Raw genomic sequence first — 14,475 nt, forward strand, 5'->3', positions numbered from 1 at the left:
GCTCTGGCGCGGCATCCATGCCGCTCAAGGTCCCGCGACGGTGGGCGGGCAAGGACCAGTCGAAATGGTCGGTGTGCATGGTTTTCAACGAGCAACCGGCAAGCCACGACGCGCTCTTCGTTCTTCAATAGACCACCAGCAAGCTGTCTGATGCGGCCTCCTTGCCGATTGCGGGGTGGGCTTACGGCCTGTTCCGCAAGCGGTGAGAGCACTGCGCGCTCATTCACTCAGCGTTTGACGCTGGACCTACCCGCGCCGCGCCATCGCGCGCCAGCGCGCTGCAACTAAACGGTATGGCTGTCTAGTGCTGGCGACGGATCCGCCGTGCGAGCTCGCTGACCAACGCAATCGCTACGGTCAAACCGACCATCGACAGGAACTGCGCGCGGGTGTCGGGCGAGCTGGCCAGCAGCACGAAGAGCACGGCCAGAATCACCAGGGCCAGCACCGTCAGAGCCGGATAGCCGCGCATGCGGAACGGCAGCGCGATGCCGTCGCGATCGGCGCGCGCGCGCAGGATCAGTTGCGACACCAGCGAAATCGTCCACACCAGCAGGCAGGTGGCGCCGACGATGTTGAGCAGCATCGGCAGCACCTTGTTCGGATACAGCATTTCCAGCGCGGCTGCGGCAAAGCCGAACAGCACACTGGCGATCACCGCCACCAGCGGCACCTGCTCGCCACTGGTCCTGGCGAGCAGGCGCGGCGCTTCGCCGCGCTGCGCCAGCGAGAAGATCATGCGCGAGGCGCCGTACAGGTTGGCATTGAGCGCCGACAGCAGCGCCACCACGGCCACCAGGGTGATGGCGGTGGCCGCACCGGGGATGCGCGCCACTTCCAGCACCGCCGCAAACGGCGAGCTCAGCGCCGTGCTGGTCCACGGCACCACCGCCACGATCACGCTGATCGAGCCGATGTAGAACACCAGGATGCGCCAGGCCACGGTGCGAATCGTGCGTGCCAGGCTGAGCCCCGGGTCGGCCGTCTCCGCCGCCGCCACGGCCACGATCTCGGTGCCGCCGAACGCGAACACCACCACCAGCAAGGCCGCACCCACACCCGCCAGGCCCTTGGGCGCAAATCCACCGTTCTGGGTGAAATTGGACAGCCCCGGCGAGGTCACACCGGGCAACCAGCCCGCCAGCAAGGCCATGCCGATCAGCAGGAACACCACGATCGCCACGACCTTGAGGATGGCGAACCAGAATTCGAACTCACCAAAATTGCGCACGCCCAACAGATTGATCGCGGTGAACGTGGCCATGAACAGCGAGGCCAGCAGTGGCACCGGCAGGGACGGCCAGACCGTCGCCAGCAAGCCCGCTGCGCCAACCGCTTCTGCCGCGATCACCACCACGATCTGCAACCACCACAGCCAGCCCACCGTGGCGCCGGCGGTCGGGCCCATCGCATCGGCCGCATAGACCGAAAAAGCGCCGCTGGCCGGCTTGGCGGCCGCCATCTCGCCCAGCGCATTCATCACGATGATCACCAGCGCCCCGGCAATCAGGTAGGACACCAGTACCGCCGGCCCCGCCGCATGGATGCCGACCCCCGAACCCAGAAACAGCCCGGCGCCGATCGCCGTGCCCAGGCCCATCATCATCAATTGCCGGGGTTTGAGCGCATGGCGCAGGGCAGGCGCGGCGGTCGAAGCGTTCTGGGCAACAGGATCGTTCGGAAGCGACATGGACGGGATTTGAGAAGTGGCAGCGCGACACGATACCGCGTCGCGGCGCCTGCCGCGCCTCTTGACGGCATGCCAGCGACCGGGGTGCGGGGCGCTGCTGCACTGCAGCTTGCATCGAGGCCCCGACCGGATCCACGCGGGATCGGGAACCGGCGCCTCACCGGCACGCGCTACGCGCCCATGACCTGTACCCGGTCATGGCATGGCGGACGGCGGCGTTGCACAGACAAATCCCCGGGCAGGCCGGGGATCTGTCACTGCAGTACCGCGCGAACGTTACTCCGCCAGATTCTTGCCTGCGCCGGCGGTGGCAATCACCTTGGCCTTGACCTGTGCGGCCGGGGTGACGGTGTAGATGTAGCCCAGCGATTCCGGGAACACCTTGGAGCTGACCCAGTTGGTGGCATTGGCGTACGGCTTGCTGCCGTCCGGGGTGCCCCAGGTGATGCCGCTGCCGACGTAGTTGTTGATCAGGTCCCAATAGCCGATCTCGCTGCTGTCGCGCGAGGTGACCGGGTTCTTGATGTTCTCGAAGTAGTTCGACTCGATCTTGGCCACGCCGCCCATGCGCACGTTGATGCCGGAGGTGAACACATTGTTGAAGTAGTTGTTGTAGATGTGGCTCAAGCCGCGGCGCTGCAGCGGCACGCGCGACTCGACGTTTTCGAAGCGGTTGTGGTGGTAGGTGGTACGTGCGGCCGAGTTCTTGGTGTCGCTGTCGCTGTAGCCGTTGAGCGCGACCTTTTGATAGTTGTAGACGTAGTTGTAGGACACGGTGACGTGGTGCACGCCCTTCTTCATGTCGATGCCGCCATCGAAGGAGGCATCGCCAGCGCCCGAGCACTTGGTCAACGAGGCGAACACGGTGTTGTGGTCGACCCAGATCCTGGACGGCTCGCCGCTGGAGTTGCCTTCCAGCGAAATCGAATCGGCATCCTCGCCCCCTTGCAGCAGGCCAATGGTCATGTTCTGGATGATCACGTTGTGCGCGTTGCCCACCACGCGCAAGCCGAAGTTCGCTGCCGAGCCGTTCGCACCCTTGATGGTGACATCGCTCTTGTTCTTGATCTGCACGGTCTTGGCTGGCAGCTTCCACTGCGCACAGACGTCCTTGATGGTGCCGAAGTCGAACTTGCCGGTGTAGTTGAGTACCAGCCCGCCGCTGCCGGAGTAACTGTCGATGGCCGCCTGCATCGCCTCGAAGGTAGCGACATTGACCGGTGTCTTGTTGCCGCCGCCGGTGGTGGCGGCACCGTACCCGACCGGGCCGGCGATGGCGCCTGCTGCGCACGTGGACAGCGCAAGCGCGAGTGCGCCCTGGAGCATCTTGCTAATCATGCAGCCTCTCCCAAAGAAGTCGATAAGCGATGCGTGCCGTCTGCGCAGTGGCGACGACAACGACAAAGCGGGCGTGGGGGCCGCATTCTTCGCGCGATTTAAAACATAAAACAATTATCCATCTTTGAAAGTTTGACGCACCACGGTGTTCTCTTTGCAGGACATGCAAAAGAGACAGCAGGGGACAGGCAGGACAGGACACCGCTGCAGCAACGGCTGCGGTAACGCGAGCGATTGACTGCAGCGCCTATCGGCGGTGCAGATGCGACTGCAGCATCATCAGCTGCTGAAGCTGGCGCAGCTGGCAACACGGCCGGAGCACACCGCGTTGCTGCACTGCCGCGCAACCTTCACCAGCACGCACATCGATGGATGTGCCATGCAGCCGGCGTGGATGCGTTCGACATCACCAGATCCAGTGGGTGACGATGCAGAAGGACCGCTTTTTTGCGACAGGCGTGCGGGACAGCGTATGTTCGGCACCGCTGCGGAGCTATCGGCGTGAGGCTGCACCGGACGATGGACGCGGACGGCCGGCGCTCGATCCGAACCACCGTTCAATCATGCACACAGCCGCTGGGGCGCAGGCCACAGCACCAGGCAGCCTGGATACGGCCCGGCCGCCAGAGGCCGGGTGGTACCCGGACTGGAATCTTGATCGGTAAACGTGCGCGCGTTGCAGGTGGCGTGATCACTGCAGCGTCAAGCGCTGCGCAACCAGCGGGCGCCCAAGGCCGCCGGTCCGCCGCTGACTGATGCACTTGTGCCAGGCGCACCACGCGATTGACACCAGCTGCCAGCGACACAGGTTGGATGCCAACGCCATGTTTGCGGCCGCGCACCGACGCCGACGGCGCCGTTTACCGTGCAGCCCACCAACAGGCACGCCAATGGTTGGCGCAGCCACTCACACCGCGCGACTGGCCAGTGCCGGCACGCGGGCAAGTTCGCCACCCGGCCAGGGCGTATGGTCCTCCAGGAAATCGCCCACCAGGCGCATGCAGGCGATGCGTTCTTCCACATGCGGCATGTGGCTGGAGTTGGCGAATACATGCCAGCGCGCATCGGGAATCAGGCGCGCATACGGTTCGACGGTTTCCGGCGTGGCCTCGTCATACCTGCCCGACAACACCAGCGTCGGCACCGTGATGCGATGCAGGCGCTCGATGATGCTCCAGTTGCGCAGGCTACCCACCACGTGGAATTCGGTCGGGCCGTTCATGGCGTGGTACACCGTCGGGTCGGCATCGATGGCGGCAAAGGTGCGCGCCACCTCGTCGGGCCACGGGACGATGCGGCACACATGCTGCGCGTAGAACACTTGGCTGGCCGCGCGGTAGGCCGGGTGATCCAGCGTGCCGGCCGCTTCATGTTCGTCCAGCGCGGCCTGGACCTGCTCAGGCAAGCCGGCGCGCAGGCGCAGGGCCGCCGCACGCCACAGGCCCATCGATGCCGGCGAATTGGCGATCACCAATGCACGCAGCCCACGGGGACGACGCACCGCATGCTCGGCGGCCAGCATGCCGCCCCACGATTGGCCCAGCAAGGCGTATTGCGACAGCCCCAGGTGGTCGATCAGCGTTTGCAATTCATCCAGAAACAGCCCCACGCTCCAGAATCCCGGGGCGGCATTGGGCAGGTGCGTCGAACGGCCGTTGCCGAGCTGGTCGTAATGAATCACCGCGCGGCCGCCGGCGGCCAGGTCCTTGAAGCTGTCGACGTAGTCGTGCGTGCAGCCGGGCCCACCGTGAGCGATCACCAATGGGCAGGCATCGCTGCGTAGGTCACCGGTGATGCGGTACCAGGTGCGATAGCCGCGAAATTCGACATAACCTTCGGTGGACTGCATGACCTGCGCCTGCTTGCGGCAATGATGAGCGCCGAGCCTAGCGAGCGGCACGGCCCGCGTTAACTGGCAAATCTCACAGGTTTGTGCGGTCGTGCCACCCTCGCAGCCAGGCGGGCACGCGCCAGGTGGGCAGGTGGGCAGGCTACAGAGACCGGAGCCGGCAGCGGCGATGCAGACTGGCGATTGCGCGCGTCGATCGGCCAGCGTGCGTTCTGCATAAACAGCAATCGCCGCGTGGTGCTCACAAGTGCGGATATGCGCCTCGCGCCAGCTGCCTGGGGACCACCGCTCGGCACGCGGCAGCTGAGCCTGGCGCTGCGCGCGTGGGCCTACGCAGGCCAGCTGCGCTGCGCACGCCCGCGTGCATCGATCAGGGGGCTTTGCGCTGCCGCGTTCAGCCGGCACGCCGTACGCATCCGCTCATCCGCTCAGGGCTCCAGCAACCGATAGTGCATGCCGCGTACCACCGCCTCGACGCGGTTGCGCGCGCCCAGTTTGCGCGCGGCCGAGTTCAGATGCAGGTTCACCGTCGCCGTGGAGCGATTGAGCGCGGCCGCGATGCTCTTGGCGGTCAGCCCCCTGGCCGAATACTGCAGGCACTCGCGCTCGCGCCGGGTCAGTGCGATGTGGTGGCAGCGGCGCTCCTGCGGGTCCAGCAACTCCTGCGCGCGCGCCTGGAAGGCATGGGCCAGCAACAGGAAGGGCGACAGCTGCGCCTCTGCCAGGCGTGGCGCTTCGGCGGCCACCGCATCCACCGCACCACTGAAGGTCGCAAATGCGCCACCAGGCAGGTGCAGTGGCACGGTGACACCGGTTGCCATGCCGCTATCGCACAGGTAACGCGTGACCTGACGGTGCTGCGCGCCAACGTATTCAACCCCGTCCCTGTCGCCATCGGTGCGATACGACCACACGAACGGCGTGGTACGTCGCGTGGCACGCTGCTGGACCGGGTCATGCTGGTAGTAGCCGTGTTCGCACCACACGTGCTGCATGTCGCCCGGCGCATTGCGCTGCATGAACACCGTCGGGGTGATCAGCGCGCCTTCCATGCTGAGCGGCACTGGCGCGTAGTCGTACACCAGCGACTGGAATCCCAGCGCGCAGACGTCGCTGAACACGCGGTCCAGACAGGCGTTGAGCGTGTGCAGTGCCTGCAGGTCACGGCCCAGGCTGGCCAGAGTGTCGAACATGGGGGTCCTTCGAAGCGAGTGACGCCACTGGATGACATCCAGCACGGAAAACCTAGCACTTTTACCAATGGATGGGCTTGCCGGCCACATTATCGTCACAATGCCGGTCACACGGCTGCAGTGCCGCAGCGACATTGCCGTGCCCTCGCCTGCACCCAACGGCCCTCTCCTAGCGGACATCTGCATGACCGACTCACCCCGCCGCGACGATGCGGCCACGCTGGAACGCTTCGGCTACGCCCAGGAGCTCAAACGCCAGCTCACGCTGAAGGATCTGCTGATCTACGGCCTGGTGTTCATGGTGCCGACGGCGCCGTTCTCGATCTTCGGCGGGGTGTTCGACATCAGCGCGGGCATGGTGCCGCTGACGTACCTGGTCGGCTTCGTGGCGATGCTGTTCACCGCGTTGAGTTATCAGCAGATGTCGCAGGCGTTTCCGGTGGCCGGCTCGGTGTACGCCTATGTCGGCCGAGGCTTGCACAGCGGCATGGGCTTTCTGGCCGGCTGGGCGATCCTGCTGGATTACCTGCTGGTGCCGACGCTGCTCTACGTGGTCGGTGCCAATGCGATGCACACTGTGCTGCCGGCGGTGCCGCAGCCGGCCTGGATCGCGTTCTTTGTCGTGCTCAATACCGTGGTCAACCTGCGCGGGATCGAAACCACCGCGCGCGCCAACCGGTTTTTCCTGTTGGCGCAGCTGGTGGTGCTGGCGATTTTCGTGGTGCTGGCCACGCTGGCCATCCAGCGTGGTGTCAACGGCGCGCACTGGAATCTGCGCCCGTTCTACAACCCGCAGGCCTTTTCGCCGCAATTGATCTTCAGCGCGTTATCGGTGGCGGTGGTGTCGTTTCTCGGCTTCGATGCGATCTCCACCTTGTCGGAAGAAGCCCGCGGCGGCCATCGCGTGGTCGGCCGTGCCACGCTGCTGGCGCTTGTGTTGGTCGCGGGCCTGTTCGTGCTGCAGACCTGGCTGGCCGCGCTGCTGCAGCCCCACCTGCAGCGCTATCCCAGCGTACAGGCGTCCAACGATGCGTTCTTCGAGATCGGACGGCTGGTTGCCGGGCCATGGCTGCAGATCGTCATCGCGCTGACAGTGGCCATCAGTGCCGCGATCGCCAACTCACTGGTGGCGCAGGCGGCAACCTCGCGGCTGTTGTTTGCAATGGCGCGCGACCGCCAGTTGCCGGCGTTCCTGCGCTATATCCACCCACGCACCGGCGTACCGCAGCGCGCCATCATGTTGGTGGCGGCACTGAGCATGGTCTTGGGCGAAGTGTTCGTCGGCCAGATCGCGTTGCTGTCGTCGTTGTGCAATGTCGGCGCGTTGACCGCATTCGTGCTGCTGCACGTCGCGGTGCTCTGGCACTTTCGTCGGCAAGGCAGGCGTGCGCTGCACGGAGCGGTGCCGTTGATCGGTATCGTGATCCTGGCGTATGTACTGATCAACGCCGACACTCACGCGCAACTTGGCGGCACCGCGTGGATGGTGGTGGGGCTGACGGTTCTGGCCTTTCTGAAAATCAGCGGTCGCTCGACCGAATTCCGCGCCAGCGACGCGCTGGAATAACGGCCGCTGCGCTGCGGCGCCAATGCACCGGCTCGCTGACGTGGTGCCGTGCGTTGCGCACGCCCGATGCGCAGGAGCGCCGGCCAAACCATCGTGGCGTTGCCTGCGCTCAGCCTGCGTTTGCTGCTGCGGGCGCGCTGCTGCATGAGACGACACGACACGACGCCATGCGTGTGCAAGTGCAGGCGCACTGCCTCGCCTTGCAAGCATGACGATCCACTTCGCTGGAGCAGCCACTCGCGAAGCCGATGCGCGTGCGCCCACTCGCTTGAATGCCACGCGCACAACGTGAGCGCTGCGCCCGTTCGCTGCATGCAAACGCGATGCTATCTTTATTGACTGTCGATCTCCGAACGAGATTTTCAGCACATATTCAGTTTTAAACATTCGCTAGTCTCGTTCCGCGCCACCGATGGCGCCGCAGCTGCCGGCCCCCGCCGCCGCCTGCCGTTCCCTGACGAGAAGGACTACCCATGATTCGCAAGAATGCGTTGTATCTCGCGCTGCTCTCTGCCGTTTCCGGCGCCGCGCTGGCCGCGCCGCCTACCGAGATGGATGCCGCACCGGTCAGCACTGCGCCGCAGGCCGCCAAGCTCGGCGCAGCCACGCTGCAGTCGGCAAGCCTGCGCGGCGGCATCCTGCCTACACAGGTGGCGCAGCTGGCCGCACCCAGCAGCAAGGAACTCGGCAGCGTGCGTGAACGACGCATTGCGCAGGTCAAACACGGCCAACCGCTGCAGATCGGCTTTTCGCGCGCGGTTGCACAGCCGCTGGTAAACCTGGCCAAGCTCGATTGGCAGATGGCCGGCGACGGCTCACGCGTGGCAACCCTGAAGCTCGGCTCTGCACAGGCCGCCTCGCTGCGCGCGGCACTGGTCTTGCGTGGTGCCGGTGCAACGCCGGGAGATCCGTCCCGGGTGACGCTGCGCTTTGCCGGCGACGATGGCCGCGTATTCGAGCAATCCGGCGCCAGCTTCACCGGCACCGGCGATGCCATCGGCTGGTCGCCGACCGTGAGCGGCGAAGACCTGCTGGTGGAGCTGTCATTGCCGGCCGGGCTGTATCCGGAAAACTTCAGCCTGAGCATTCCGCAGCTGTCGCATCTGGACATCAGCCCCACCGCCAGCCCGCGCGACATGATGACCATTGCCATTGGCGAGAGCGACTCCTGCCAGAACGACATCGTGTGCCGCGCCAACCCTACCACGGGCTTCACCAGCGCCGCCAAAGCGGTGGCGCGCATGGTGTTCACCACCAGCCAGGGTTCGTTCCTGTGCACCGGCACCCTGCTCAACAACACCAATACGCCCAAGCGCAACCTGTTCTGGACCGCCGCGCATTGCATCAGCACCCAGACCGTGGCCAACACGCTGCAGACCTACTGGTTCTACGACGCGGCCAGCTGCAACGGCAACACCGCCAGTTCGCAGGCCACCACGCTGACCGGCGGCGCGTTCCTGCGCCATGCCAACACCACGCGCGATACCGCGCTGCTGGAGCTGAAGACCGCACCGCCCAGCGGCGCGTTCTACGCAGCCTGGAACAGCGCGGCGATCGGCGCGACCGGGACCTCGATCGTGGGCATCCACCACCCTTCCGGCGACGTCAAGAAGTATTCACTGGGCACGGTCACCGGGTTGAACACGTCCATCGACGGCCAGAGCCCGTTCTATCGCGTTGCCTGGAACGATGGTGTCACCGAAGGCGGCTCGTCCGGCTCGGGTCTGTTCACCATCGCCAGCGGCGGTGCGTATCAGCTGCGCGGCGGCCTGTATGGCGGCTATTCGTACTGCACCGCGCAGACCGATCCTGATTACTACTCGCGCTTCTCGGACGTGTACTCGTCGATCTCCACCTTCTTCGGGCAGTAAGCACGCGCGATGCGTGGCAGGCGCCCTGTCGCCTGCCACGTTGGTCCACATGCACCCTGGCTGGCGCATGTCAGCACGCGAGCACGATGCATCCTGCGGCCCAGTGCCATCAGAGCACGCGAGTGCGGGCAGATCGCGACCCGCAGGGTCGTCACTGCGCGACGGTGATCCATCGCGCCTGCGGTGCGGCGTCTCGAAAAACGGCGGCACTCCCTACAACGCACGCGGCCCTCTTCCCGGCCGTTCGGTCACCGGGCACTGCGATCCAGCAGGAAAGCGCGCTCACCGGGATGGTGCACAGACCAGACCTGCCCCCGACAACGCCGTCAGCATCGCGATCAATGGGCAGCACGGCGGCTGCGCTGCGGTTTGCCGAGCGTGCGGCTGTACGTGCGTCGTGGCGCCTCCGGAGGCATTGGTGGTGCTGCTCGATGCGCAGCGCGATCACTTGCGGCACGCGGCCTCAGCGCGATGCACCGCTGCAACAGGCCATCAGGTTCGGGCAGACTTGGGGTTTGTTCGCGGAGAGATGCCCCATGCCGTTTCATCGTCATCGCCACGTGGTGTGGATCGCTGCACTGGCAGCACTGACATTGCAGGGCAACGCACTGGCCGCAGGCAAACCGGCCAACCCGGACGAGGTCAAGGCCTATGCATTGCAGCGCTGCCTGGACACCAACTACGTGCGCAGCGGCAAGTATGCGCAGGACCAGTTGCGCGACCGCTCGTACCTGCTGACCACCTACGCAATGGACAACGCCAAGGCCGGGGCGACCGATCGCCTGCAGCGATTCGTGGATGCCAGCACCGCAGAGTTCGATCGCAGCGAAGTACCGATGAAGGACGAAGCACGCCGCGGCCCGTTCAACGCCATCTTTGCGCGTTGCATGGGCTTTTACCGCTCACCCGCACTGGCCGACTTCATCGCTCGCCAGCTGTGAAGCGAGTCGCCGTGGTGCATCGCACAGCGTCAGGCCCCGCTGGCCCGCGTTGCTGCAGCCAGACCGCCCGCCGGCCCGCATCACCCAGGGCCGCCCACTTGCGCCCACGGCGTGTTGCATCTGCTGTAGTGGCACAGCCACTCTGCTGTCCAGGTGGGCGCACCGCGATGGCGGCGCGGCACCACTCCCGGCACACTCACCACCTCCGGCGCCCAAGGAATTGTCATGTCCGAGCCTCTTCCGCATTGCTCCCGTCGCACGGTGCTGCAGCTGACACTGTCCGCAGGGCTGTTGACCGCCGTCGGCCCGCTCGCGGCAGCCTCCACATCCGGCGCCAGCCACGCGCCCGCCAGCGGCAGTGCAGCAGGCCCCGCACCGGTTCCGGCCAAGGGCAGCGTGCTGGTGTTGTTGGGCACCAAGGGCGGGCCAACACCATCGCCACTGCGCGCAGCGGCGGCCAATGCGCTGGTGATCGACGGGCAGCCCTACCTCATCGATTGCGGCAATGGCGTGGCGCAGCAATTGGCCAAGGCCGGCATCCGGCTGCCGGCATTGCGCGATGTCTTTCTCACCCACCATCATTCCGACCACAACGCCGATCTGCTCAACGTGGTGTGGCTGGCCTGGGCCAGCGGCCTGCAGACACCGGTGCATCTCTACGGGCCGCCGGGAATCGCCAGGATGGTGGATGCGTTTGTCGAGATGAACGCCATCGACATCGACGCGCGCATCCGCGAGGAAGGCCGCCCACCGTTCAAGCAGCTCATCCATGTGCACGAGTTCGATCAGCCCGGCACGGTGTTGCACAACGACCAGGTCACCGTGACCGCGACCCTGGTGGACCATTACACGCTCAAGCCGGCCTTTGCCTACCGCTTCGCCGCGCGCGACCGCACGGTGGTGTTCTCCGGCGACACGCGTTACCTGCCTGCGCTGGCGGCGTTTGCCGAGGACACCGACATCCTGGTGCACGAGGTGATGTACCTGCCCGCACTGGAAAGGATGCTCAAGACCAACGACAACGCGCCCAGCTTGCTCGACCATCTGCTCAAGAGCCATTCCACCAGCGAAGAGGTCGGAAAGATCGCCGCGGCTGCCCGTGCACGGCAGTTGGTGCTCACGCACTTCGTGCCCGGCGGCGACCCGACCATCACCGATGCGATGTGGAGCGAGGGCGCACGCAAGCACTACAGCGGGCCGATCGTGGTGGGCACCGACCTGATGCGGCTGTAGCGCAACGGTGGCCTGGCAATCGGCAGGCCACGCGCTGCACGACGCTGGCTAGGCGATGGCCGGCTTGCGCGCTCCCCAGACCTCCGGCCTGGCCTGGCAATAGCGTTCAATGAAGGCCTGCTGCGAAGGGAACTGATCCACCGCATGCCGGATCGGCTGCGCGATGCCGTTGAGCAGGCCTTGCAGATCCCGGTCGGAAAACGCGCGCGTCAGCGGGTGGTGCTGCTCCGGCATCAGGCCCTGACCCATCAGCACATGCGTCCAGGAATCGACGCGGAACAGTTCATCTGCGGCCTGCCAGGCATGCGCCCGTTCGCGCCACGCGCGCAGGCGCAGTGCCAGCGACTCGGGCAGTTCCATCTCCCGGCATTGCTGCCATAGCGGCTCGTCGCGCCGGGTGGCGTGGTAGTGCAAGGTGACGAAGTCGCGCACGTGCTCCATCTCGGCGCGGCTGACGTCGTTGAACAACTGCACCTGCGATGGCGCGATGCCCTCTGCCGGAAACAGCGTCAGCAGCCGCACCACCGCAGAGATGGTGAGGTGGATGCTGGTCGACTCCAGCGGCTCGATGAAGCCGCTGGCCAGGCCCAGCGACACCACGTTCTTGTTCCATGCCTTGAGCCGGCGGCCGGTGCGGAACGGCACCATCCAGGGGTCTTTCACCGCCGGGGCGGCAACATCGCGCAGCAACTTGGCGTGGGCCTCGTCGTCGGACAGATGGCGGCTGGAGAACACCAGGCCGTTGCCGACCCGGTGCTGCAACGGGATATGCCAGCGCCAGCCGGCTTCGTGCGCAATGGCGCGGGTGTACGGCACCGGCGGGCCGAGCGCTTCGGTCTGCACCGCCACGGCGCGGTCGCACGGCAGCCAATGGCTCCAGTCTTCGTAGCCGGTATGCAGCGTCTGCTCGATCAACAGCCCCCGGAATCCGCTGCAGTCGATGAATAAATCGCCAGCAATGGCCTGGCCGTCTTCCAGCACCAGGCTGGCGACATCGCCACTGTCCGGATGTTGCGTCACCTGCTGGATCCTGCCTTCGATCCGCTGCACGCCGCAGGCCTCGCTGCGGGTGCGCAGGAAGCGCGCGTACAGCGCCGCATCCAGGTGATAGGCGTAATTGACCGCCGGCTCGCGCGGCAACGCAAACCGGTCCTCGCGCGAGGCCACGGTCTCCAGGCAGTAGTCGCCAAAGCTGCCGCGCATGCCGCGGCGCTGGCTTTCCAGCCACAGATGATGGAAGGCGCACACCAGGGTGCTCTGCCCGGTGATACCGAACGGGTGGATGTACCGCTCGCCCTGGCGCAGCCAATGTTCGAAAGAGATCGACAACTTGAAGGTGCCGGCCACCTCGCGCAGAAATTCCTGTTCGTCGATCTGCAGGAAGCGATGGAAGGTGCGGATCGGCGGCACCGTCGATTCGCCCACGCCCACGGTGCCGATCTGCTCGGACTCGATCAGGGTGATGTCGAGCAGGTTGCGGAACTGATGCGACAGCGCACATGCAGCGATCCAGCCGGCGGTACCGCCGCCGGCGATGACGACCTTGCGAATTTGAGCCTGGGTCACTGCGAACTCCCGTGGATGGATAAGAGGTGGCTGAAGCGATGCAGGGCGTCAAGGCGGCTGCTGCACCCGGTGCGCAGGTCGCTGACGCCGGGTCCAGCACGCGCTTGCGCTGCTGCCTGCTCTCCCGGCAGGACGACCGATTGCCTGACCGCCTGCATGCAGGACCACGCCACCCGTCAGCGGTTGAGCCTGCCGATCAGCATGACGCGCAATTGGCGCGCCAGGATCGGATCGATGGGCCCCAGCGCCTGCCGCGCCTGCTCGGGCAGATGCGCACCGGCACGTTCCGCAGGCCCGAACACGTAGTAATCGAACAGCGCGCGCCATGCGTCCTTTTCCGCGGCCGGCCGGTCGCGGATGGCCCACAGGGCGTGGTACAGCGCCGGCATCGCGGCGGGCAGCTGCGCGGGCGCGCTGCTCCACCAGTAATTGACCAGCACATTGAATGGCTGCAGCGATTGCACGTGATGCCACCACATGCCGGGAATGAACAGGGCATCGCCCGGTTCCAGCACCGCGGTGCGCGCATGCGCCAGCGCCTGCGCGAAGCGTGGGTAGCGCTGCAGATCCGGGTTGGCGACATCCACCATGCTCACCACCTGGCCGCCGGGCGTGGGCTCGAGCGGCCCCGGGTACAGGTTGGCGACCTGCTCTGGCGGAAACAGGGTGAAGCGGCGCTGCCCCACCGCGCAGCAGGCCAGATTGTCGGGCGCGTCGTAATGGCAGGAGGCAATGACGCGATTGCCGATCCAGATGCTCGGCTGCACGGCGATGCCGCCGGCGGCAACCGCCAGGTCGTTGTGCGCGCGCAGGCCGGGCAGGTGAGCGTCGATGGGCAGCGAGGCCAGGTAGTACGTAGGCGGCTGCGGGTCATCGCGATGCGCGGCAATGGCATCCAGCAAGGCGCTGATGCTGCCGCGCCTTACCTCGAAGTTCAGTGCGCTGCAGTCGTCGGTGTAGAACGGCCGGCCGGCAATCTCCGGTTCGCCGTAGGAGTACTGCAAGGTGCGTCCGTCATCGTGCGCGCGCAGCTGCGCCATGGCCTGCTCCGGGCTGCGCAGGCCGGCCTGCACCAGCGACCAGTCGCGTGCGAGGCCACGCAATACCACCGGCTCGGCTGCTGCGCAGAGCGCGGCCAGCGGCAAGGCGTCGGGCCTGCAGTCGTTGCGCTCGGCAATGCAGGCGATCGCTGCAGCGGGCGGATGCAAGACAGCGGCGGCCATGCGA

General features: G+C 66.0%; 10 protein-coding genes. 4 read left to right on the forward strand and 6 right to left on the reverse strand.

All coding sequences use genetic code 11. The annotated features are described in order from the left end of the window. Nucleotides 1–301 precede the first annotated feature (301 nt). The 4 genes from XnspCFBP7698_RS05355 to XnspCFBP7698_RS05375 form a co-directional block, all read right to left on the reverse strand. Entirely contained in the window at nucleotides 302–1,690 is a 1,389-nt protein-coding gene (locus XnspCFBP7698_RS05355) for an amino acid permease (protein ID WP_104579783.1), read from the reverse strand. A 276-nt stretch (nucleotides 1,691–1,966) separates the two neighbouring features. Continuing rightward, nucleotides 1,967–3,028, reverse strand: coding sequence for a pectate lyase (locus XnspCFBP7698_RS05360; RefSeq protein ID WP_039409313.1), 1,062 nt, complete (start codon nucleotides 3,026–3,028; stop codon nucleotides 1,967–1,969). 907 nt (nucleotides 3,029–3,935) lie between these two features. Beyond that, nucleotides 3,936–4,877 (reverse strand): proline iminopeptidase-family hydrolase, encoded by a 942-nt coding sequence (locus XnspCFBP7698_RS05370; RefSeq protein WP_104579782.1) that lies wholly within the window; start codon nucleotides 4,875–4,877, stop codon nucleotides 3,936–3,938. Between the two features lie 428 nt (nucleotides 4,878–5,305). Further along, nucleotides 5,306–6,070 carry a LuxR family transcriptional regulator gene (locus XnspCFBP7698_RS05375; RefSeq protein WP_104579781.1) on the reverse strand — a complete coding sequence of 255 codons (765 nt, stop codon included), beginning with the start codon at nucleotides 6,068–6,070 and terminating at the stop codon, nucleotides 5,306–5,308. 184 nt (nucleotides 6,071–6,254) lie between these two features. Between XnspCFBP7698_RS05375 and XnspCFBP7698_RS05380 the strand changes: the two genes are divergently transcribed. The 4 genes from XnspCFBP7698_RS05380 to XnspCFBP7698_RS05395 all read left to right on the forward strand — a co-directional run bounded on the left by XnspCFBP7698_RS05380 (nucleotide 6,255) and on the right by XnspCFBP7698_RS05395 (nucleotide 11,682). After that, nucleotides 6,255–7,637, forward strand: a complete 1,383-nt coding sequence (locus tag XnspCFBP7698_RS05380) for an APC family permease (RefSeq protein ID WP_123137279.1) — start codon at nucleotides 6,255–6,257, stop codon at nucleotides 7,635–7,637. Nucleotides 7,638–8,110: 473 nt separating this feature from the next. Continuing rightward, the gene (locus XnspCFBP7698_RS05385) at nucleotides 8,111–9,508 is read left to right on the forward strand and encodes a trypsin-like peptidase domain-containing protein (protein ID WP_104579779.1); all 1,398 of its coding nucleotides are present in this window, start codon (nucleotides 8,111–8,113) and stop codon (nucleotides 9,506–9,508) included. Between the two features lie 536 nt (nucleotides 9,509–10,044). Next, nucleotides 10,045–10,449 (forward strand): hypothetical protein, encoded by a 405-nt coding sequence (locus XnspCFBP7698_RS05390; protein WP_104579778.1) that lies wholly within the window; start codon nucleotides 10,045–10,047, stop codon nucleotides 10,447–10,449. Nucleotides 10,450–10,674: 225 nt separating this feature from the next. Next, entirely contained in the window at nucleotides 10,675–11,682 is a 1,008-nt protein-coding gene (locus tag XnspCFBP7698_RS05395; RefSeq protein WP_104579777.1) for an MBL fold metallo-hydrolase, read from the forward strand. Between the two features lie 48 nt (nucleotides 11,683–11,730). Here XnspCFBP7698_RS05395 and XnspCFBP7698_RS05400 read toward each other — a convergent pair whose 3' ends face one another. Beyond that, nucleotides 11,731–13,248 (reverse strand): tryptophan halogenase family protein, encoded by a 1,518-nt coding sequence (locus XnspCFBP7698_RS05400; RefSeq protein WP_104579776.1) that lies wholly within the window; start codon nucleotides 13,246–13,248, stop codon nucleotides 11,731–11,733. A gap of 176 nt (nucleotides 13,249–13,424) precedes the next feature. After that, nucleotides 13,425–14,471 (reverse strand): cupin-like domain-containing protein, encoded by a 1,047-nt coding sequence (locus XnspCFBP7698_RS05405; protein ID WP_104579775.1) that lies wholly within the window; start codon nucleotides 14,469–14,471, stop codon nucleotides 13,425–13,427. Nucleotides 14,472–14,475 lie beyond the last annotated feature (4 nt).

It is taken from the genome of Xanthomonas sp. CFBP 7698, assembly GCF_003600855.1.
GTDB lineage: Bacteria > Pseudomonadota > Gammaproteobacteria > Xanthomonadales > Xanthomonadaceae > Xanthomonas > Xanthomonas cannabis.